Here is a 21132-nt window from a genome sequence, read left to right as displayed (position 1 = left end):
GGTCCGTGGCAGAGGCACGCGACCCCGTCCAGATCAGCGTCCCCGTCGACGGCGGCGAGCTGTCCGCCCTGCACTGGGCCGCCGACGCCCCCGGCTCCCCCATCGCCGTGCTGGTCCACGGCATCACCGCCAACGCGATGGCCTGGGCCCGCGTGGCGGCCGCGCTGGCCGGCGAGTTCGAGGTCGTCGCCCCCGACCTGCGCGGGCGGGCCGGCTCGGCCGGGCTGCCCGGCCCCTACGGCCTGGAGCGGCACGCCCGGGACGTCGCCACCCTGCTCGACCGGTTCGGCGCCGACGACGACGCCGGAGCCGACGCCACGGTGGTCGTCGGCCACTCGATGGGTGCGTTCGTGGCCGCGATGGCCGCGGCCGGCCCGGCCCGCGACGAGGTGCACGGGCTGGTCCTGGTCGACGGCGGGCTGGCCCTCGCCCAGCCCCCGGGCGCCGACGTCGACGCGATGCTCTCCGCCGTCCTGGGCCCGTCGCTGGACCGGCTGTCGACGTCGTTCCCCGACGTCGCCGCCGTGCGCGCGTTCTGGGCGCGGCACCCCGCCGTGGGCCCGTGGGTGGACGTGCCCTCGGTGGCCGCCTACCTCGCCCGCGACCTCGCCCCCGGCGGGCCGCCGCTGCGCAGCGCCTGCGTGCCCGAGGCGGTCCGCGTCGACGGCGGGGACGTGCTGCTCAACGAGCGCGTGCTGGAGGCCACCACCGCCCTGCCGGTGCCCGCCACCCTGCTGTGGGCCACGCGCGGCCTGCTCGACCAGACGCCCGGCCTCTACGACGAGGTGCGCCTGGCCTCGCTCGGGCTGGAGCCGGCCGGCATCACCGCGCGCGAGGTGCCCGGCACCAACCACTACTCGGTGCTGTGGGCCGAGGAGGGCGTCGCGGCGATCGCGGACGAGGTCCGGGCGGCCGCCGCCCGGACCTGATCAGGCGGGGTGGCCGAGCAGCGGGGGCAGCACCTCGGGCCCGGCCTCGGCCGGGCGCTCCCCGCCCACCGGGTGCGCCCGGACGGCGAGCACCGCGACGTCGTCCTCGGCGCCGTCGCCGAGCATGCTGGCCAGCAGCCCGTCGCACAGGTCGGCCAGCGACGAGCCGGCCGCGGCCTCGACCAGCCGGCGGAGCTCCTCGCGGCTCTCGTCGAGCGGCACGCCACGCCGCTCGAACAGCCCGTCGGTGAACAGCAGCAGCGTGCTGTCCGCCGGGATGACGTCGTGCCCGTCGGCGCGGGGGCCGCGCCAGCCGATGCCCAGCGGCGGGCCGACCGGCGCGGAGAGGTCGCGGACGGTCCCGTCGGGCAGCAGCAGCATCGGCTCGGGGTGGCCGGCCGTGGCCCAGCGCAGCCGGCGCAGTCCCACGGCCGCCTCGGCCGGGGTCTGCTCGACCCGGCACACCAGCGCGGTGGCCATCGCGGGCACGGCGAGGCCGACCAGGGCGTGGTCGACCCGCCGCAGCACCCCCGCGGGCTCCTCCAGCCGGTCGAAGGCGATGGCGCGGACCAGCGTCTTGACCTGCCCCATGGCCGCGGCGGCCTCGATGTCGTGGCCCATGACGTCGCCGATCACCAGCACGGTGTCGCCGTCGGGCTGCAGGAACGCGTCGTACCAGTCACCGCCGATGGACACCCCGCGGGTGGCGGGCCGGTAGCGGACGGCGAGCTCGAGGTGGTCGGGCTGCACCGGCGGGGACAGCAGACTGTGCTGCATCCGCTCGGCCACCTGCTGGGCGGCGCTGGCCAGCCGGGCGTTGTCCAGGGCCAGCGCGGCCCGCCGGGAGGCGATCTCGGCGGTGCGCAGCTCGGCGTCGGTGTGCGGGCCCCGCTCGGGCTCGTTGACCAGCGTGAACGCGCCGAACACCTCGCCGCGGGCGAGCAGCGGGAAGGTGGCGACGGCGGACACCCGCAGCGGCGCCAGCGCCTCGCGGCTGGCCTCGTCGGCGACCATCACCCGGACGTCGTCGTCGGTGACCTGCGGGAGGACCACCGGCCGCCCGCTGGCCAGCGCCGTGGGCACCGGGGCGTTGGGCCGGTTGCTGCGCACCCGCAGGTCGGCGTAGCGGTGCATCGCCGGCACCATCGCCGGGTCGCTGTGCGCGCGGCCGACGTCGCGGCGGGTGCCGTCGGGGTCGACGACGCTGACCAGGCACCAGTCGGCCAGCAGGGGCACGACCAGGTCCGCGAACCGGGCGACGGCCTCGTCGACGTCGGTGGTCGACGTCATCGCCTGGCTGATGTCGCCGAGCAGCACCAGGTGGCGGGCCGACACCTCGGCCCGCGCCGCGGCCGCGGCCGCCTCCGCGGCGGCGGACTCGCGGGCCGCGACGGCCGCGGCGCGCTCCTCCTCGGTGCGCCGGCGCTGCGTGACGTCGTCGTAGGTGACCACCAGGCCGGCCCCGGTGAGGAACGCGTCGGCGCGGAACCACCGCCCCAGCGGGGGGAAGAACGCCTCGGTGGTGCCGGACTCGCCGGTCTCGCGGACGTGCCGGTACAGCTCCTCGAACGGTCCCCCGACCGCCTCCGGGAACTCCTCCCAGATGCCCCGGCCCTGCAGCCCCGCGACGGTGCGCTCGAGGACCGCGGCCCCGGCCGGGTTGACGTAGCGGAACCGCCAGTCGTCGTCGAGGACGAACAGCGGCCGGTCCATGCCCTCCACGGCCTGGACGAGCAGGTCACGGGGCGGCGGAGCGGCGCCGTCCGGGGTCATGGGGCCATGCTGCCCCATCCCCGGCGGCCGGCCCGCCTGCGGTCCCTCGTCGTGGGGAACGGTCCGGCGCGGACCCGTTGGCAGCGCGGCCCGGGCGCGGAACGATCGGGGCCGGCCCGTGGCGTCCGGCACCCGTCCGCCGGTGCGGACGGCCGGCGAGGAGGTGCGGGCATGGCCGATCCGCTGCCGGCCCCGCCCGCCGGTCCGGGAGCGGGGTGGCGGCAGGACGCGCAGCACCGGGCGACCGTGCCCCTCGCCTGCCGGCTGCCCGACCCCGCGGCCCTCGCCGCCCTGGCGGACCGCCTGCCGGCCGCCGTCCTGGCGCTCGACCCGGCCGGCCGGCTGGCCTGGCTCAACGCCGCCGCAGCGCGGCTGTTGGGCGGCACCGCCGCCGGGCTGACCGGCCGGCCGCTGGACGACGGCGTGCCCGGCGCCACCGGCCACGTCCTGGCCCAGGCCTGCTCCGAGGCCGCCGCCACCGGCGAGCCGGTGACCGTCGCCGCCGGGGACGGCTGGTACGAGGTGCGGGCCCTGCCCGGGCCCGAGGGGCTCGCGGTGACGGTCACCGACGTCACCGCCCGGCGCGCGGTGCAGGAGCAGGCCGACCGCGCCGCGGCCCGCGCGACCCTGTTGGTGCGGGTCAGCGGGGAGCTCTCCGGCGCGCTCGACGGCGTCTCGGCGCTGGGCCGGCTGGCGCGGCTGGTGGTGCCGGTGCTGACCGATGGCTGCGTGGTCACCGTCGTCGACCGGGAGGGCCGCGCCCGCGACGTCGGCTCCTGGCACGCCGACCCCGAGCGCCGCGAGCTGCTGGCCCGCTACACCCGGGTGCGGCTGGAGCGCATGTCGCCGTCCTCCCCCGTGGCGCAGGCACTGCGCGCGGGCACGCCGCTGACCACCTGCGTCGCCGACGTCCTGGAGGACATGACCGACGAGGACGCGCGCGAGATGCTGCGCGGCCTGCGCGCGGAGTCGGTGGTGGTCCTCCCCCTGCCCGCCGAGTCGCGGACCGTCGGCGTGCTCACCCTCTACCTCGACGCCGGCCGCACGCTGGGCGAGGCCGACCTCGCCACCGCGCGGGCGGTCGCGGTGCAGGCCGGCCGCGCGGTGGACCGGGTCGGGCGGCAGAGCCGGCAGATCCAGCTGGCCGAGGCGCTGCAGCGCAGCCTGCTCACCGACCCGCCGTCGTTCCCCGGACTGGAGGTCGCCGTGCGGTACCTGCCGGCGGCCGAGGCGGCCCGGGTGGGCGGGGACTGGTACGACGCCTTCTCCTCCCCCACCGGCGACCCGGTCGTGGCGATCGGCGACGTCGTCGGCCACGACACCGCGGCCGCGGCGACGATGGGCCAGCTGCGCGGCCTGCTGCGGGGGATCGCGCACGCCCGCGGCGCCGGTCCCGCGGAGGTGCTGCACGGCCTGGACGAGGCCATGGCGGACATGCACCCGGAGACGCTGGCCACGGCCGCGGTCGCCCGGCTGGAGGACGGCGGCCGGCGGCTGCGGTGGGCCAACGCCGGGCACCCGCCCCCGGTGCTGCTGCTGCCCGGCGGCCGGGTCGTCGCGCTCGACCACGGCGACCCGATCGGCGACCTGGCGCTGGGCGTGGACGCGACGGCCGAGCGGCGCGAGTCGGCGGTCGCCCTTGTCCCGGGGACGACGGTGCTGCTGCACACCGACGGGTTGGTGGAGCGGCGCGGCAGCACGCTCGACGCGGACACCGCCCGCCTGCACGACGTGCTGGCCGGGCTCGCCGGCCGGCCGCTGCCGCAGCTGTGCGACGAGCTGCTCGCCCGCCTGGTGCCCGGCCCGCCCGAGGACGACGTCGCGCTGCTCGCGGTGCGCGTCGGGGCGGGCTGAGCCGAGATCCGGCTCACCCCGCGGAGGCAGGTGGGCGCCGGCAGGGTTGGGCCGCCGGCCGGCTGGGCACCGAGTCATCGTCCGAGCAACAGGACGACGACGGAGAAGAGGTCATGGGCCGACTGACCTGGCCGCTACGCCCGCTGCCCGACGGGCGCGGCGAGTTGTGGCGCCGGGACCTGAGGGGCCTCGCCGAGCTGCCCGCCGCACGGGCCGGCCTCCGCGACCACCTCAGCAGCGTCGGCTTCCCGCGGGACGACGACCCGGCCACCGACCGGATGATCCTGGCCTTCGACGAGCTGGCCTCCAACGCGCTGCGGCACGGCGTCTCGCCGGTCGTCGCGACCGTGGTGGCCGGCTCCGGCGGCTGGCTGCTCGACGTGAGCGACCGCGACCCCGACACCATGCCGGCGCCCGCGGTCGGCCGGGACCCCGCGCAGGGCGGGCTGGGTCTCTACCTGGTGGCCCGGCTGTCGGTGGCCCACGGCTGGTACGTCGACGACGGCTGCAAGCACGTGTGGGCCTGCCTGCCGACGACCTTCGAGGAGTGCGCGGCCACCGCCTCCTGAGGACGCGGGCGCGCCCGGGGCGGCGGGGAGGGCGGTCCCTGCGCCGCCCCGGGGCGGCCGGTGCGGGCGCTCCCGGCCGGGTCCCGGCCGGGAGCGCCCGTCGGTCAGGAGGGGACCACCAGCGACAGCCGGCCCTTGCCGTAGCCGGGGACCTCGACGGCGAGGTCGAGCCGGTTGAAGGCGGCGAGCATGCCGGCGACGTCGCCCGGCAGGTCGTCGCCCGGCGCGTACAGCTGGTAGAGCTTCGAGTGCGGGGCACCGGGCACGTTGAACAGCGCCGACAGGACGTTGACGACCTCGTGCAGGGCCTCGGTGAGCATGGCGGTGAGCTCCCCGTCCTCCTCCACGACGTCCTGGACGCCGCCCGGGGGCAGCAGGGCCAGCGCGCCGCCGGTCCAGGCCGACAGCGGCAGGTCCATGACGCACAGCGCGTTGACGGCCATGGTCGGGCTGACGTAGACGGCCACCGAGACGGGGTCCTTCTCGGTCGGCGTCACCGGGGCGCCCGGCGTCACCGCGACGGGCTTGCCGACGAGGCCGGACAGCATGTCCTTGACGGCCTTGGCGTCGGGCAGGACGACGGTCAGCGGCGCGGTCACGCGAGCACCCCGTCGAGGTGCTCGGTGAAGGTGTCCGCGGTGAACGGCTTGGCGATGAGGAACAGCGCGCCGGCGTCGGCGGCCTTCTCCCGCATCTCCGCCGACCCCTCCGAGGTCACGAAGCCGAACGGGACGGTCGAGCCCGAGCCGCGCAGCGCCTGCAGGCACTCCAGGCCGCTCATGTTGGGCATGTTCCAGTCCGACAGGACCAGGTCGGGGCTCTCGCTCTGCACCTTGTCGTAGGCGTCGCGGCCGTCCTCGGCCTCGACGATGTCGTGGTCGTCGTAGCCGGCCTGCCGCAGGGTGCGGATGACGATCTGCCGCATGACGCGGCTGTCGTCGGCGACCAGGATCTTCACAGGGGCACCTCGTTCTCTTCCTCGGCGTGCGACTGCACGGAGACGGTCAGGGGCTCACCGCGCCACAGGACGGCGACGCGGCAGGTGTCGGCCTCGCGGCCGGCAGGCGGGGTGTCGCCGGTCTCGGGCAGGCCGAGCACCGACGGGCCGGGGAGGACGGCCTTGACGTTCCCGCCGACGACGTTGGCGAGCTCGCCCAGCGCGTCGTCGACGTCCTCCTCCTCGAGCGCGGCGGGGGCGTGCTCGCGGAGCAGGGCCCGGGTCAGCTCCTGCGCCGTCCCCCGGCCGCAGGTGAGCACGACGGCGCCGGTCCACGGGCCGACGATCTCGACCCAGGCGCTGCGCGTGTCCGCGGGCAGCGGCGCCGGCAGCGGGACGAGCACCTCGTCCTCGCCGACGAGCGCGCACCACGCCTGCTCGGTGATCCCCTGGACCGTCGCCTCGTCGATCAGCTCGCGGACCGCCGGCGGGCGGTCGGACGCGCGGCGGCGCAGCCCGGTGTCCGGACGGATCACAGCGAGACCTCCTGCGGGAGCAGGCCGAGCAGCGCGAGCTTGTCGCGGATGGCGTCGGCGGTGAACGGCTTGATGACGTACTCGTGGGCGCCGGCGGCCAGCGCGCGCACGATCTGGCCGTGCTCGCTCTCGGAGGTGACCATCATCAGCGTCACCGCGCGCCAGGCCGGGTTGGCGCGGACGGCGTTGACGAACTGCAGGCCGTCCATCACCGGCATGTTCCAGTCGATCGTGCAGAGGTCGGGCACCCAGCCCTCGTGGAGGACGTCGAGCGCCTCCTGGCCGTGGCCGGCCTGCCGGGTCTCGTAGCCGAACCCCTCGAGGGTCCCGGTCACGATGCGCCGCATGGCGCGGGAGTCGTCGATCACCAGAGCACGCACGGTCATGCCCCCTTCAGCGGGCGGTAGGCGGAGCTGCGGCCGAGCACGACCCGGCTCCAGGAGTCGTCGACGCCGAGGGTGGTCTCGGCGGCACCGAGGAACAGCCAGCCGTCGGGGCGCATGAGCTCCCGCACCCGGCGGAGGATCGCCTGCTTGGTGGGCAGGTCGAAGTAGATGAGCACGTTGCGCAGGTAGACGACGTCGAACGGGCCCATCCGCGGCAGCGGGGCGGCCAGGTTGCACTCCCGGGCGGTGACCATGCGGCGCAGGCCCGGGGCGACCTCCCACTCGCTGCCGGCCCGCTGGAAGTGGCGGACCAGCATCGGCGCGGGCAGGCCGCGGTTCACCTCGAGCTGGCTGAACCGGCCGGCCCGGGTGCGCTCCACCATCTCGCGGGAGATGTCGGTGGCCGTGATCGAGACCCGCGCCGAGGCGTTGGGCAGCGCGTCCTCGAGCAGCATCGCGACCGTGTAGGGCTCCTGGCCGCTGGAGCAGGCGGCCGACCAGATCTGCAGCCGCTCGGCGGGACCGCGGGCGGACAGCAGCGAGGGCAGCACGGTCGAGGTCAGGGCGGTGAACGGGTCGCCGTCGCGGAACCACGAGGTCTCGTTGGTGGTCAGCGCCTCGACGATGGAGCGGGTGTCGTCCGGGCGGGGGCGGCTGCGGACGGAGTCGACGAACGCGTCGACGTCGGTCAGCCCCATCCTGCGGGCCAGGGGGAGCAGGCGGGCCTCGACGAGGTACTCCTTGCCCGGCGCGAGGACGATCGCGCTCTCCCGGTGCACCAGCTGGCGCACCCAGTCGAAGCGGGTGGCGGTGAGGGTCATCGTGGTGCTCCCGTCGCGTGGATCAGGGGGGCGGGCTGCGGCGGGATGCCGGGGACGGCGCGGCCGAGGTGGCGGGTGATCGCCTCGGCGACGCGGTCGAGCGGGAGGACCTCGTCGGCGAGGCCGGCGGAGGCGACGGCGCCGGGCATGCCCCACACGACCGAGGTGGCCTGGTCCTGGACGACGACGGTGCCGCCGGCGTCGCGGACGGCACCCGCGCCGCTGCGGCCGTCGGAGCCCATGCCGGTGAGCACCACGGCGAGGACGGCGCCGTCGTAGGCGGTCACCGCGCTCCGGAACAGCGGGTCGACGGCGGGCCGGCAGAAGTTCTCCGGCGGGCCCTGCGACAGGACCGTCGTCGCGCCGCGGCCGGTGCCGCGCACGGTGAGGTGGTGGTCGCCGGGGGCCAGGTGGACGGTGCCGGGCAGCAGCGGCGAGCCGTCGACGGCCTCGACGACGCGCAGCGCGGAGAGGCGGTCCAGCCGCTGGGCGAACTGGCGGGTGAAGACCGGCGGCATGTGCTGCACGAGCAGGACCGGCACCGGGAGGGCGGCCGGCAGCGCGGGGAGGACCCGGGCCAGCGCCTCGGGGCCACCGGTGGAGGAGCCGATGACCAGCACCGCGGGCGCCTTGTGCGGCGCGCTGCGCGGCGCCGGCGGGCGCGGTGCGACGGGGGCCGCCACGGGGCGGGCCGCGCCGAGGCCGACCGGGCGCCCGGTGAGGGCCTTGATCTTCGGGATGAGCTGCTCGCGGACGCTCTCCATCGACTGCGCGACGCTGCCGACGTTGGCCGGCTTGGTGACGTAGTCGTTGGCGCCGGCGGAGAGGGCGTCGAGGGTCGCCGCGGCGCCGCGCTCGGTGAGCGTGCTGAACATGACGATCGGCACCCGGTCGCGGCGGGCCCGGATGGCGCGGACCGCCTCGATGCCGTTCATCTCCGGCATCTCGATGTCCATCGTGACCAGGTCGGGCTTGAGCGCGTCCAGCTTGACGAGCGCGAGCCTGCCGTTGACCGCCGTGCCGACGACCTCGATGGCGGGGTCGGAGGACAGCACGTCGGTCACGATCTTGCGGACGACGACCGAGTCGTCGACCACCAGCACGCGGATCGGGTCCACACGTCCTCCTGCTCCGGCGACGACGGCCGGCGGGGGCCGTCGTCGGGGTCTCGGCAGCGCGGCGGGGGGCCTCAAGGTCAGCTCCGGGCTGTTCCGGAACGTCCTCGGGCGTCCCACCCGCATCGCCTGTCCCAGGAGTTGTCGGCCGTCCCACCCGCCGGGTTGACGCGGGCAGCGCAACCGTTACGGGGTGGGCGGTGACCACGGGCCCCGCGGGGACTTGTCGACCCGCGTGCCGGTGGCGGGGAGCAGCCGGCGCGCGCCCGACCTGCGCGGTCCCGGGGATCGGCGGGTCGACCCTCGGCTCGTCGCCGCTCCCGGCGGCGTGTCACCCCGTGCCGGCGGCGACTCGGTGATCGACCGGGAGACGGCGGGCGGTCGGGCGCCCGCGCGGCTCAGCGGCCGGTGGCGCGGTGCCAGGGGGCGAGCAGCACGCCCAGGGCGCTCGCGTCGAGCAGGTCGCCCATCGTCAGCGCCTGGACGACGCCCGCGAGGGCGTTCCACGAGCCCGTGGCGCCGTCGTGGGCGTCGAGGCCGCCGTCGGCGAACGCGCGGACGGCGAGCAGCTGGGCGGTGGCGAGCGTCCGGGTGCGGCCGGAGACGTGCGCGGCCCACGCGGCCTCGTGCATGGCGGCCGCCCACGGGCGCCGGGTGGCGCGGCCCTCGTCGACGGCGGCCCGCCAGCGCTCGCGGCCGCGGGCGTCCAGGCCGGCGAAGGTGGCCAGCAGCGAGCCCAGCTCGGGCGTGGCCGGGCCGAGGTCGGCGTCCGCGCCGCGGGTGCCGGCGTCCGGGACGGCGGCGTGGAACGGCGCCACCAGCTCGCGGTGCACGAGCCGCGGCAGCACGTCGGCGGCCCACTCCCCCACCGCGGCGTCGGCGAGGACCTCGGCGGCCTGCTCGCGGACGTCGTCGTCGGCCTGGGTGAACGCACCGTGCTCGGGGCCGAGGACGTCCTCGCGCAGCAGCCGCTCCAGGGCCGCGGCGTTGCCGATGGTGCCGCGCTCGAGCTGGGCGACCAGGACGGCGGCGCGGTCCTCCCCCGGCTCCGGGGACACGGAGCGCAGCTGGGGCACCGCGGCGGCGAGCTCGCGGGCGCGGCGGGCGCGGACGGCCAGGACGGTGCGCTGGTCGCGGTCGGCGCCGCGGGAGCGGGCACCATCGGCGATCGCGGTGAGCTCGGCGGGGCCGGCGGTGAGCCCGGTGAGCAGCACGTCGGCGACGGCGCGGCCGGCGGGCAGCCGCACCAGGTCGAACCCGAGCGTCGCGGCACTGACCAGCGAGTACGGCACGTCTCCCCCTCCGACGGCACCGCCGTCGAGCAGGCGGTCAGCCCATGCTCGCGGTGATCACCCCGCAACGCCACGCGGCCGTCACCCGATCGCCGGAGGGGCGAGGGGTGACGGCCGCGTGTCGGAACCGGTCGGGTGAGGCGTCAGTGACGCTGTGTCACGCGCCGACCGCCTTCTGCACGTCGAGCGCCAGGAGCAGCTGCCCGTCGAGCTTGTAGGCGCCGCGGATGAGCTCCCGGGCCTGCCCGTCGAGGGTGTCCGGCGGGGCCTCGAAGTCGGCCGCGTCGACGTCGACGACGTCGGCGATCGAGTCGACCAGCAGGCTCACCGCCTCGCCGTGCAGCCGCACCACGATGACGACGGCGTCGGTGCCGGCCGGCCGCGGCGGGCGGCCCAGCCGCTCGCGCAGCTCGATGGCGGTGACCACCTGGCCGCGCAGGTTGATCAGCCCGGCGACGGCCGGCGGGGCCAGCGGCACCCGGGTCAGCTTCTGGCTGCGCAGCACCTCCTGCACGTGCTCCACCTCGACGCCGTACAGGTCGCCGTCGAGCCGGAAGGTGGCCAGCTGCCCGCTGGTGGCGCGGGTGGCGGTCTCGATGGTCACGTCAGACCTCCAGCAGAGCGGACGCGGGGGAGTGGTCGTCGGTGGCGTAGAACGCCGGGTCGGCCGCGAGGATCGCGGCGCGGACGTCGAGCAGCTCGGTCACCTTGTCGCCGAGGACGGCGGAGCCGAGCAGGCCCATGTCGTCGATGTCGCTGCGGACGGCGGCGCCGCCGTCGACGATGTCGAGGATCTCCTCGACGACGATCGCGACGCTGCGGCCGTGGTCGCTGTAGACGATGACCTCGAGCACCTCGCGCTCGCTCGTGCCGTAGGCGCCCAGGTGCCGGTCGAGCCGGACGATCGGCAGGATCGCGCCCCGGTACTGCACGACCTCCCGGTTGCCGACCCGCTCGACGGCCTCGGCGCGCACCTGCTCGAGGCGGGTGACGGTGTCCAGCGGGATCGCCACGCGGCGCCCCTCGCCGATCGCGGCCAGCAGCATGCGCTGGCGCTCGGTCTCGCCGCCGCCGGTGCCGGCGGCGGCCGCCCCGCGGGCCTCCTGCCGCTCGCTGCTCTCGGTGCGCAGCGCGCGGCGGGCCAGGGCCTGGACGTCGAGGATGAGCGCCACCGCGCCGTCGCCGAGGACGGTCGCGCCGGAGTAGAGGCCGATCGCCTTGAGCTGGCCGCCGACGGCCTTGACCACGATCTCCTCGGTGTTGATGACCCGGTCGACGACGAGGCCGAAGCGCCGGCCCTCCGACCGCAGGACCGCGATGACGACGTGGCCGTCGTGCCGGTCAGAAGCGAGGCCGAGGACGTCGGTGAGCCGGACGAGGGGGAGCAGCTCGCCGCGCAGCCGGTAGACCGGTGCGCCGCCGACCTCCTCGACGGCGTTGGCCGCCTTCTCGGCGTCGAGGCTGACCAGCTCCTGCAGGCTGATCTGCGGGATGGCGTAGCGGTCGCCGGCGCACTCCACGGTCAGCGCCGGGACGATCGCCAGGGTCAGCGGGATGCGCAGCCGGCAGACGGTGCCGCGGCCGGGCTCGGACTCGACCTCGATCGTGCCGCCGATCGCCTCGATGTTGGTCTTGACGACGTCCATGCCGACGCCGCGGCCGGAGACGTTGGTGACCGCGGCGGCCGTGGAGAAGCCCGGCAGGAAGATGAGCTGGAAGACGTCGGCCGGGCTCATCCGCGCCAGCTGGTCGGCGGTGACGAGGCCGCGCTCGACGGCCTTGGCACCGACCTTGACCGGGTCGATGCCGGCGCCGTCGTCGGCGACCTCGACGACGACCTGCCCGCTCTCGTGCTTGGCGCGCAGGGTGAGCACGCCCTCGGCGGGCTTGCCGGCGGCGCGGCGGCGGTCGGGGGCCTCGATGCCGTGGTCGACGGAGTTGCGGACCAGGTGGGTCAGCGGGTCCTTGACCGCCTCGAGCAGCGTCTTGTCCAGCTCGGTGTCCCGGCCCTCCATCTCCAGGCGAACGCTCTTGCCGCACTGGATGCCGAGGTCGCGGACGACGCGCGGCAGCTTGGACCAGATGTGGTCGATCGGCTGCATGCGCGTCTTCATGACGCCCTCCTGCAGCTCGCTGGCGATGAGGTTGAGCCGCTGCGAGGCGCGCACCAGGTCGGTGTCGGTGGAGCGGCCCACGTACTGGACGATCTGGTTGCGGGTCAGCACCAGCTCGCCGACCAGCAGCATCAGCGAGTCGAGCAGGTCGACGTCGACGCGGATGGTCGAGTCGGCGACGGCGCGGCGCTGCTGAGCACCCTGGCCCTCGGGGCGGGCGGCCCCGGCCGGCAGGCCGCCGTCGGCGTGGTCGTCGTGCACCTCGTCGTGGTGCTCGTCGTGCACCTCGTCGTGGACGGGCTCGAGCTCGGGCTCCGCCTCGGTGGCCGCCTCGACCACGGCCTCGGCGGCCGCGACGACCTCCGCGGCGGCCTCCGGAGCGATCTCCGGGGCGATCTCCGGGGCGACCTCGGCGGGCGCCCCGGCGACGGCGGCGGGGGCGGCGACGGGCGCGGGGGCGGCGACGGGCGCGGGGGCGGGGGAGTCCTCCATGGCCGCACTGATCTCAGCGACGACGGCGGAGACGTCCACGCCGCCCTCGCCGCCGGTGGCCTCGATGGAGGCGAGCAGCGAGCGGACGGTGTCGACCATCCGCAGCAGCACGCTGGTGCGCTCGGGGGTCAGCGCGAGGACGCCGTCCCGCAGCCGGGAGAGCATGTTCTCCCCGACGTGGGTGACCTCCTCGAGCCGGCCGAAGGCGAGGAAGCCGCTGGTGCCCTTGATCGTGTGGATGGTGCGGAAGATGCTCGAGAGCCGCTCGCGGGAGTCGGGCTCCTGCTCGAGGGCGACCAGGTCCGTGTCGAGCTGGTCGAGGTTCTCGTGGCTCTCGACGAGGAACTCCTCGACGATGTCGTCCAGACCGTCCACCGTTGCCTTCTCTCTCGCGTGCAGGGGACGGATCCGTCCCCGGATGGTCTTCGGCGGCCCGCCGTCGGACTCAAGGTGAGCGCCGGGCGGCCGCGGGGGTGTCGGGGCGCCTCCCGCGGCCGGCCCCGGAGGCCGGCCGCGGGAGGTGGCCCCCCTGCCGGGCCCCGCCGCGGGCGTGCGGGCGGTGGGGGCAGGGGCGGCCCTCTCAGTACGTGAAGCGGGCGACGCTGGTGCGCAGGTCGGCGGCCATGCGGGAGAGCTCGTCGACGGCGGTGCGCGTCTGGGTCAGCGCCTGGGTGGTGGAGTCCGCCGCGGCCGAGACCCCGGAGATGTTGTCCGCGATCTGCCCCGAGCCCTGCGCCGCCTCGGACACCGACCGGCTCATCTCGTTGGTGGTCGCGGTCTGCTCCTCCACCGCGGAGGCGATGGTGGTCTGCCGGTCGGAGATCTGCGCGACGATCGAGCTGATCTCCCCGATCGCGGCCACCGCGGCGGTGGTGTCGCCCTGGATGGCCTGCACCCGGCGGGCGATGTCCTCGGTCGCCTTCGCCGTCTCCTGCGCCAGCTCCTTGACCTCGTTGGCCACCACCGCGAAGCCCTTGCCGGCCTCCCCGGCCCGCGCCGCCTCGATGGTGGCGTTCAGCGCCAGCAGGTTCGTCTGCTCCGCGATGCTCGTGATCACCTTGACCACGTTGCCGATCTCGGCCGACGAGTCGCCCAGCTTGGCCACCGTCGCCGTCGTGGTCTCCGCCGCGGTCACCGCGCGGGCGGCCACCGCCGACGCCTCGGCGGCGTTGGTGGCGATCTCCCGGATGGAGGCGCCCATCTGCTCCGCGCCCGCGGCGACCGTCTGCACGTTCCGGCTGACCTCCTCGGCCGCGCCGGCCACGACGCCGGACTGCGCCGAGGTCTCCTCGGCCGAGGCCGAGATCTGCGCCGAGGACGCCGACAGCTCCTCGCTGGAGGCCGCGACCGCGTCCGCCGAGGCGACCACGGCCGACATCACCGCGCGCAGGTTCTCCTGGGCCTCGCCGAGGGCGGCGGCCATGCGGCCGAGCTCGTCGCGCCCGCGCACCTCGGGGGTGACGGTGAGATCGCCGGCGGCCAGGGCCTCGACCGAGTGCTGCACCGAGCGGACGGTGCCCACGAGCCGCCGGACCACGAGGACGGTCAGCCCGCCCGCGACCAGCGTGCCCAGCGCCAGGGAGACCCACAGGGTGGTGGTGGCCGAGGAGACGATGCCGACGGCGTCGTCGGTGTCGGCCTGGCCGGCGGCGACCCGCCGCTCCTGCATGGCGTTGTACTGGTCCATGAGCACGTCGGAGCGGTCCTGCAGCGGGCCGGTGATGACGGCGGCCGCCACGGCGAGGTTGCCGGCGTCGGCCGCGGGCAGCAGCTGGGTGTCGGCGATCGTGTAGTAGTCCTCGACGGTGCCGCGGAACTCCTCGAACGCCTCCCTGTTGACCGTCACGGCGGCGTAGGCGTCGAGCTGGCCGTCGATGGTCTCGCGGCGCTCGGCCAGGTCGGCCCGCAGGGCGGCGCGCTGCTGCGCGTCCGCGATCGGGTACGTGTTGTAGCGCGACCGGTCGCCCTGCCAGGAGCGCTGGATGTTGGCCAGGTCGGACAGCCGGACGACGTTGTCGTTGATCCGGGCGGCCGCGTCCTGGACCGCCGACAGCCGGTTGACGGCGAGGACGGTCATCGCGACGGCGACCAGCGCGAGGACGGCGACGGCGGCGCCGATCTTGACGCCGACGGGGCGGTCGGCGAACCAGCCGCCGGTGCGGCCGGCGCGTTGCGTGCTCATGGGGACTGCTCCTGGGTTCTCGGGGTGGCCGGTGGTGAAGAAGCGGGCGCTCTCGGGGTAGGAGAGTGACGGATCCGGAAAGGAACTCGCGTCGTCCGGAAATGGCGTGTCGGTAACGATCCGAACACGGCCGTTATTGGTTGCGGCGGGCAACGCCGGGACCATTTCCGGCAGCAAGTCGACAAGCGGTACGACTTGGACGAGCAGCACAGATGCCCAAGTCGACAAGGGCATCCGCGCTGCCGGCCGAGCTCTTCAACGGCGGATATGGCCATTTCCGCCGGTCGGGGCGGGGGCGGACGACCGTGCTCGGAGCCATTGTCGAGGAAATGGCTCCGGACGGGTCCGTGGTCACCGGTTGCCGGGACGGACGGCCATTCCCGGCGGCCGGGTCACACGGGTCAGTGCGTGAAACGGCCGACGCTCGCCCTGAGCTCGGCGGCCATGCGGGAGAGCTCGTCGACGGCGGTGCGCGTCTGGGTCAGCGCCTGGGTGGTGGAGTCCGCCGCGGCCGAGACCCCGGAGATGTTGTCCGCGATCTGCCCCGAGCCCTGCGCCGCCTCGGACACCGACCGGCTCATCTCGTTGGTGGTCGCGGTCTGCTCCTCCACCGCGGAGGCGATGGTGGTCTGCCGGTCGGAGATCTGCGCGACGATCTGGGAGATCTCCCCGATCGCGGCCACCGCGGCGGTGGTGTCGCCCTGGATGGCCTGCACCCGGCGGGCGATGTCCTCGGTCGCCTTCGCCGTCTCCTGCGCCAGCTCCTTGACCTCGTTGGCCACCACCGCGAAGCCCTTGCCGGCCTCCCCGGCCCGCGCCGCCTCGATGGTGGCGTTCAGCGCCAGCAGGTTGGTCTGCTCCGCGATGCTCGTGATCACCTTGACCACGTTGCCGATCTCGGCGGAGGACTCCCCGAGCTTCGCCACGGTGGCGGTGGTGGTCTCCGCGGCCGTGACCGCCCGGGCCGCGACGGCGCTGGCCTCGGCGGCGTTGGTGGCGATCTCCCGGATCGACGCGCCCATCTGCTCGGCGCCCGCGGCGACCGTCTGCACGTTCCGGCTGACCTCCTCGGCCGCGCCGGCCACGACGCCGGACTGCGCCGAGGTCTCCTCGGCCGAGGCCGAGATCTGCGCCGAGGACGCCGACAGCTCCTCGCTGGAGGCCGCGACCGCGTCCGCCGAGGCCACCACCGCGGCCATCACCGCGCGCAGCTCGTCCTGGGCGGCGTCGAGCGCGCGGGCCAGGTCACCGACCTCGTCGCCCTGCTCGATGCCGGTCCGCGCCGTGAGGTCACCGGCGGCCAGGCGGGCCGCCACCACCTGCACCCGGCGCAGCGGCCGGACGACGGACCGCCCGACCAGCACCGCGCACAGCCCGGCGAGGACGAGCGCGGCCAGCCCCACGACGCTCAGCAGCACGGTGGCGCGGGTCTGCGCGGAGTCCTGCTCGACGCGCAGCTGCGCGGCCCGCTCGGTCGCCGAGGCCTGCATGCGGTCGGCCAGGTCGAGCACGGCGCCGTAGCCCTCGCCGGCCTCGCCGCCGTTGATGCTCTCCAGCGCGGTGCGGTAGCCCTCGGTCGTGCCCGACGACAGCCACGTGACGACCTGGTCGTCCCACCGGAAGTAGTCGTCCCACGCCGGCCGCAGCCCGGCGAAGGCGGCGACCTCCTCCTCGTTCATGGCGGAGGTGTCGACGTCGTCCAGCCAGGCGTAGACACCGTCCTTCGCCTCCAGCAGGCCGGAGCGGTTGTAGGCGTCGGGCGCCAGGGCGACCACGGGGCCGAAGGTGACCGCGTCGGCGACCACCAGGCCCTGCCACCCGGTGACGTCGGCGATCTGGAAGCGGGCGGTCTCGGCCTCGGCCAGGACGGCGTCGGCGCGGCTGAGCTCCTCGGCGAGGTCGCGCTGCTCGGCGACGGCCGAGAGGCCGGTGCCGGCGCTGACGGCGACCAGGACGCCCACCACGCCGAAGGCGAGGGCGAGCCGGCGGCCGATCCGCAGGGACGAGAGCCAGGACAGGTGCACGGTGGTGCCTCTCAGGGTGTCAGTGGGTGAAGCGGCTGACGCTGGTGCGCAGGCCGGCGGCCATGCGGGACAGCTCGTCGACGGCGACCCGGGTCTGGGTCAGCGCCTGGGTGGTGGAGTCCGCCGCGGCCGAGACCCCGGAGATGTTGTCCGCGATCTGCCCCGAGCCCTGGGCGGCCTCCTGCACCGAGCGCGACATCTCGCTCGTGGTGGCGGTCTGCTCCTCGACGGCGGAGGCGATGGTGGTCTGCCGGTCGGAGATCTGGGCGACGATGTGGGAGATCTCGTCGATCGCCGCGACGGCGGCGCCGGTGTCCTTCTGGATCGCCTCGACGCGGCGGGCGATGTCCTCGGTGGCCTTGGCCGTCTCCTGCGCCAGCTCCTTGACCTCGTTGGCCACCACCGCGAAGCCCTTGCCGGCCTCCCCCGCGCGGGCGGCCTCGATGGTGGCGTTGAGCGCCAGCAGGTTGGTCTGCTCGGCGATCGAGGTGATGACCTTGACCACGTTGCCGATCTCGGCCGACGAGTCGCCCAGCTTGGCCACCGTCGCCGTCGTGGTCTCCGCCGCGGTCACCGCGCGGGCGGCCACCGCCGACGCCTCGGCGGCGTTGGTGGCGATCTCCCGGATGGAGGCGCCCATCTGCTCCGCGCCCGCGGCGACCGTCTGCACCGACCGCGACACCTCGTCCGCGGCCGCCGCGACCACCCCCGACTGCGCCGAGGTCTCCTCGGCCGAGACCGAGATCTGCGCCGAGGACGCCGACAGCTCCTCGCTGGAGGCCGCGACCGCGTCCGCGGAGGCGACGACCGAGGCCATGACGCCGCGCAGGCTCTCCATCGCCGCGTCGAGCGCACGACCGGTCTGGCCCAGTTCGTCGCGCGAGCGCAGACCGCTGGTACGGGTCAGGTCGCCGTCGGCCAGTCCGGCGGCGACGTGCTGGACGCGCCGCAGCGGGCGGACGATCTGGCGGCCGATGACCAGCGCCAGCGCCAGGCCGAGGACGGCGCCGACCACCAGGATCACCAGGACCTGCGTCCGGGCGCTGCGGTACGACGCCGCGGCGTTCGCCTGGGTGCCCTCGACGGCGTCGGTCTGTGCGGCGCCCAGCGCGTCGCCGGCCTCCACGACGACGCCGAACAGGCGGTCGCACTCGGCGAGGACGGGCGCCACGTCGACGGCGGGGTCCATCGCCCGGCTCGCGGGCAGGATCGTGCCGTCCCGGTAGGTGCGGTACTCCGCGACGGCCGCGAGGTAGCCGTCCAGCAGGCCCGGGTCCACCGCCTCCCGGCGCAGGGCCGCGACCGCGGTGTCGAAGACCTGGTCGAACCGGGTGATCTCCTGCTCGCGGCGCGGCTTGTCCGTCACCGGTCCGGCGAGGTGGAGCAGCACGCGCTGCCGCATGCTCCCCACGGCCTCCTGGGCCTCCGCCAGGTCCCTGAGCGGCACCGCGCCGTCGCTGTAGATGCTCTCCGCCGCGGCGTTCACCGTCCCGAGCTGCACGACGGCGAGGCCCCCGACGGCGCCGGCCACCAGCAGCAGTGCGGCGAGCAGGGACATGAGCTTGGTGTTGACGCGCAGGTCGGCGAACCAGCCGGCACGCGGGCGGGATGCGGCGTTCACGAGAGCCTCCTGGGCTTCCTGTGCACGCTGCGACGGGTGTGACGGGCGTGCAGCAGGAATGGTGGCGGCGGCCGGCGCCCGCGCCGCGCTGCCGGAGACGCCCCGGGACGGATCGTTGCGGAGGAGGCGGTGACCGCCCGCCGCGCCGTCGCCGAGTCGACGGAGCCCGCCGGTGACCGGCCGGGCCCGGGGACGTCCGTGCAGGTCGGCGCGGGGGAGGGGCGCCGTGTCGACCCACAGCGGGCGGTGACCGCGCGACGGGGGAGCGGTCGTCCCGGGCCGGCGCGCGACGCGCCGCGCCGGGGGTCAGGCGAGCAGGTCGCCGAGCAGCCGGAGGACGGCGAGGGCGGCGGCCGGGTCGGCCACCCGCTGGGTCGCGGCCGTCTCGCCCTCGCCGACCTTGATGCCGACGTCGTCCGGCCCGAGGGAGCGGAAGACGTCCTCGTCGGTGCGGTCGTCGCCGAGATAGACGACGGCGGCGGCGCCGATCTCCGTGCGCAGCCGGCGCACGGCGCTGCCCTTGTCGGCGTCGGTGACCGCGAGCTCGAGCACCGCCTTGCCCGGCTTCTTCGTCAGTGACGGATCCGCGACCGCGTCCGCGGACGCCAGCAGCGCGGTGGCCGCGGCGGGGTCGGTCACCTGCCGGACGTGGACGGCGACGCTGGCGGGCTTGACCTCCAGCCGCGCACCGGGGACCGCGGCCACCAGCGGCGCCAGCTGCCCGGCGAGGGCGTCCCGGCGGCCGGCCAGGTCGCCGGTGAGCGGGCCGTCGAACTCGGCGCCGTGGCTGCCCACCCAGCGGTAGGGGCCGGTGAAGCCGCTGACCGCGCGCAGGTCCTCGAGCCCGCGGCCGCTGACCAGCGCCACGGTCACGCCGTCGGCGGCGGCGACCCGGGCGAGGGCCTCGGCGGTGCCGGGGGAGGGGACCGCCGCGCCGGGGTCCCCGACCAGCGGGGCCAGCACGCCGTCGTAGTCGGAGGCGACCAGCAGCGGGCGACGGGCGGCGACCGCCGCCAGCGCGGCCGCCGTCCCCTCCGGGACGCTCACGCCTGGGCGCGCAGGGCGTCGAAGAAGGACGACGCCCAGTGGTCGAGGTCGTGCTTGGCCAGGTACCGGCGCATGGCGCGCATCCGGCGGGCGCCCTCGTCGGGCTCGATCCGCAGCGCGCGCAGCAGCTGGTTCTTCACGCCGGCGATGTCGTGCGGGTTGACCAGGAACGCCTGCTTGAGCTCGGCCGCGGCGCCGGCGAACTCGGACAGGACGAGCGTGCCGCCGAGGTCGCCGCGGGCGGCGACGTACTCCTTGGCCACGAGGTTCATGCCGTCGCGGTAGGGCGTCACGAGCATGACGTCGGCCGCGCGGTAGAGGGCGGCGAGCTCCTCGCGGGGCATCGACTGGTTGAAGTAGTGCACCGCCGGCCCGCCGATGGAGCCGAAGACGCCGTTGATGTGGCCGACCTGCTGCTCGATCGTCTCCCGCATGTGCACGTAGTGCTCGACCCGCTCGCGGCTGGGCGTGGCCACCTGCACCATGACGGTCCCGGGCGCCTCGATCGCGCCGTCCTCGAGCAGCTCCTGGAAGGCGTTGAGCCGGACGCTGATGCCCTTGGTGTAGTCCAGCCGGTCGACACCCAGGATGATCTTGTCCGGCTCGCCGAGCTCGGCGCGGATCTCCGCGGCCCGCTTGACCACCTCCGGCGAGGAGGCCAGCTCGTCGAAGGCGGCGACGTCGATGGAGATGGGGAACGCCCGTGCGGTCACCGTGCGCCCGTCGTACTCGACCGTCGCGCCGCGGGTGGGCAGCTCGTGCAGCCGGCGGGCCAGCTGGACGAAGTTCGCCGCGGCGCTCGGCCGCTGGAAGCCGACCAGGTCCGCGCCCAGCAGCCCCTCGACGATCGCCGACCGCCACGGCAGCTGGGTGAACAGCTCGTAGGGCGGGAACGGGATGTGCAGGAAGAAGCCGATCGTGAGGTCGGGCCGGCGCTGCCGCAGCATCGCGGGCACCAGCTGCAGCTGGTAGTCGTGCACCCAGACGATCGCGTCCTCGGCGGCCACCTCCGCGGTCCGCTCGGCGAAGCGCTTGTTGACCTGCACGTAGGCGTCCCACCAGGTGCGGTGGTACTCCGGCTTCTCGACCACGTCGTGGTACAGCGGCCACAGCGAGGCGTTGGACATGCCCTCGTAGTAGCGGTCGACCTCCTCCTCCGAGAGCTCGACGGGGATCAGCGACATCCCGCCGGACTCGAAGGGCTCGGGCGCCTCACCGGCCGAGCCGGACCAGCCCACCCACGCGCCGCCGCGGCCGGCGACGAAGGGCTCGAGCGCGGTCACCAGGCCGCCGGGGCTGCGCTGCCAGCGCGTCGTCCCGTCGGGGTCGGTCACCTGGTCGACCGGCAGCCGGTTGGCCACCACGACGACGGGACTGTCCGCCCCCACGTCTCCCGCGCCTGTCCTGGCCATACGCCGTCGACCCTACTGAGACGCAGCG

General features: G+C 75.6%; 18 protein-coding genes. 3 read left to right on the top strand and 15 right to left on the bottom strand.

What is annotated here, in order from left to right; translation table 11 throughout:
• The first annotated feature begins 5 nt into the window (after positions 1-5).
• Positions 6-929: an alpha/beta fold hydrolase gene (locus ACI8AK_RS06020; protein ID WP_456902931.1), complete on the top strand. Its 924-nt coding sequence runs from the start codon at positions 6-8 to the stop codon at positions 927-929.
• Here ACI8AK_RS06020 and ACI8AK_RS06015 read toward each other — a convergent pair whose 3' ends face one another.
• Positions 930-2702: a SpoIIE family protein phosphatase gene (locus ACI8AK_RS06015; RefSeq protein WP_456955500.1), complete on the bottom strand. Its 1773-nt coding sequence runs from the start codon at positions 2700-2702 to the stop codon at positions 930-932.
• Between the two features lie 171 nt (positions 2703-2873).
• On the opposite strand from ACI8AK_RS06015, the gene ACI8AK_RS06010 reads away from it, so the two are divergent.
• Together ACI8AK_RS06010 and ACI8AK_RS06005 are read left to right on the top strand one after the other, a co-directional pair.
• Positions 2874-4556, top strand: a complete 1683-nt coding sequence (locus ACI8AK_RS06010; RefSeq protein ID WP_456955498.1) for a SpoIIE family protein phosphatase — start codon at positions 2874-2876, stop codon at positions 4554-4556.
• A gap of 113 nt (positions 4557-4669) precedes the next feature.
• Positions 4670-5125: an ATP-binding protein gene (locus ACI8AK_RS06005; protein WP_387991874.1), complete on the top strand. Its 456-nt coding sequence runs from the start codon at positions 4670-4672 to the stop codon at positions 5123-5125.
• 104 nt (positions 5126-5229) lie between these two features.
• Here the strand turns inward: ACI8AK_RS06005 and ACI8AK_RS06000 are convergent, their stop codons facing one another.
• The 14 genes from ACI8AK_RS06000 to ACI8AK_RS05935 form a co-directional block, all read right to left on the bottom strand.
• Complete coding sequence (locus tag ACI8AK_RS06000; protein ID WP_387991877.1) at positions 5230-5724, bottom strand: hypothetical protein; 495 nt, start codon at positions 5722-5724, stop codon at positions 5230-5232.
• Positions 5721-6083 (bottom strand): response regulator, encoded by a 363-nt coding sequence (locus ACI8AK_RS05995; RefSeq protein WP_387991880.1) that lies wholly within the window; start codon positions 6081-6083, stop codon positions 5721-5723. The genes ACI8AK_RS06000 and ACI8AK_RS05995 overlap by 4 nt, the downstream gene beginning before the upstream one ends.
• Positions 6080-6598, bottom strand: a complete 519-nt coding sequence (locus ACI8AK_RS05990; protein WP_456955496.1) for a chemotaxis protein CheX — start codon at positions 6596-6598, stop codon at positions 6080-6082. The genes ACI8AK_RS05995 and ACI8AK_RS05990 overlap by 4 nt, the downstream gene beginning before the upstream one ends.
• On the bottom strand, positions 6595-6984 hold the full coding sequence (locus tag ACI8AK_RS05985) for a response regulator (protein ID WP_456902936.1): 390 nt from the start codon (positions 6982-6984) through the stop codon (positions 6595-6597). Before ACI8AK_RS05985 ends, ACI8AK_RS05990 begins: the two co-directional genes overlap by 4 nt.
• On the bottom strand, positions 6981-7805 hold the full coding sequence (locus tag ACI8AK_RS05980) for a CheR family methyltransferase (protein ID WP_387991888.1): 825 nt from the start codon (positions 7803-7805) through the stop codon (positions 6981-6983). The genes ACI8AK_RS05985 and ACI8AK_RS05980 overlap by 4 nt, the downstream gene beginning before the upstream one ends.
• Positions 7802-8923 carry a protein-glutamate methylesterase/protein-glutamine glutaminase gene (locus ACI8AK_RS05975; protein ID WP_456955494.1) on the bottom strand — a complete coding sequence of 374 codons (1122 nt, stop codon included), beginning with the start codon at positions 8921-8923 and terminating at the stop codon, positions 7802-7804. Before ACI8AK_RS05975 ends, ACI8AK_RS05980 begins: the two co-directional genes overlap by 4 nt.
• A gap of 395 nt (positions 8924-9318) precedes the next feature.
• The gene (locus tag ACI8AK_RS05970) at positions 9319-10212 is read right to left on the bottom strand and encodes a hypothetical protein (protein WP_456955493.1); all 894 of its coding nucleotides are present in this window, start codon (positions 10210-10212) and stop codon (positions 9319-9321) included.
• Positions 10213-10369: 157 nt separating this feature from the next.
• Positions 10370-10816: a chemotaxis protein CheW gene (locus ACI8AK_RS05965; RefSeq protein ID WP_387991897.1), complete on the bottom strand. Its 447-nt coding sequence runs from the start codon at positions 10814-10816 to the stop codon at positions 10370-10372.
• A 1-nt stretch (position 10817) separates the two neighbouring features.
• Entirely contained in the window at positions 10818-13193 is a 2376-nt protein-coding gene (locus tag ACI8AK_RS05960; RefSeq protein ID WP_456955491.1) for a chemotaxis protein CheA, read from the bottom strand.
• Positions 13194-13398: 205 nt separating this feature from the next.
• Positions 13399-15000: a methyl-accepting chemotaxis protein gene (locus ACI8AK_RS05955; RefSeq protein WP_456955489.1), complete on the bottom strand. Its 1602-nt coding sequence runs from the start codon at positions 14998-15000 to the stop codon at positions 13399-13401.
• Between the two features lie 401 nt (positions 15001-15401).
• The gene (locus tag ACI8AK_RS05950) at positions 15402-17024 is read right to left on the bottom strand and encodes a methyl-accepting chemotaxis protein (protein WP_456955487.1); all 1623 of its coding nucleotides are present in this window, start codon (positions 17022-17024) and stop codon (positions 15402-15404) included.
• A gap of 19 nt (positions 17025-17043) precedes the next feature.
• Positions 17044-18645: a methyl-accepting chemotaxis protein gene (locus ACI8AK_RS05945; protein ID WP_456955485.1), complete on the bottom strand. Its 1602-nt coding sequence runs from the start codon at positions 18643-18645 to the stop codon at positions 17044-17046.
• 306 nt (positions 18646-18951) lie between these two features.
• A complete protein-coding gene (otsB, locus tag ACI8AK_RS05940) occupies positions 18952-19692 on the bottom strand; it encodes a trehalose-phosphatase (protein ID WP_387988567.1) in 741 nt (246 codons plus the stop codon).
• A complete protein-coding gene (locus tag ACI8AK_RS05935) occupies positions 19689-21080 on the bottom strand; it encodes an alpha,alpha-trehalose-phosphate synthase (UDP-forming) (protein ID WP_387988568.1) in 1392 nt (463 codons plus the stop codon). Before ACI8AK_RS05935 ends, otsB begins: the two co-directional genes overlap by 4 nt.
• Positions 21081-21132: the final 52 nt, after the last annotated feature.

The organism is Geodermatophilus sp. SYSU D00867 (genome assembly GCF_054050315.1).
The sequence above is the reverse complement of the archived record's forward strand: the minus strand, read 5'-3'. Positions and strand labels throughout refer to the sequence as shown.

What these genes read in the sequence shown, in the direction of transcription:
- ACI8AK_RS06015 (WP_456955500.1), bottom strand. Translation starts at nt 2,702, where the DNA reads ATGACCCCGGACGGCGCCGCTCCGCCGCCCCGTGACCTGCTCGTCCAG.
- ACI8AK_RS06010 (WP_456955498.1), top strand. Translation starts at nt 2,874, where the DNA reads ATGGCCGATCCGCTGCCGGCCCCGCCCGCCGGTCCGGGAGCGGGGTGG.
- ACI8AK_RS06005 (WP_387991874.1), top strand. Translation starts at nt 4,670, where the DNA reads ATGGGCCGACTGACCTGGCCGCTACGCCCGCTGCCCGACGGGCGCGGC.
- ACI8AK_RS05985 (WP_456902936.1), bottom strand. Translation starts at nt 6,984, where the DNA reads ATGACCGTGCGTGCTCTGGTGATCGACGACTCCCGCGCCATGCGGCGC.
- ACI8AK_RS05980 (WP_387991888.1), bottom strand. Translation starts at nt 7,805, where the DNA reads ATGACCCTCACCGCCACCCGCTTCGACTGGGTGCGCCAGCTGGTGCAC.
- ACI8AK_RS05955 (WP_456955489.1), bottom strand. Translation starts at nt 15,000, where the DNA reads ATGAGCACGCAACGCGCCGGCCGCACCGGCGGCTGGTTCGCCGACCGC.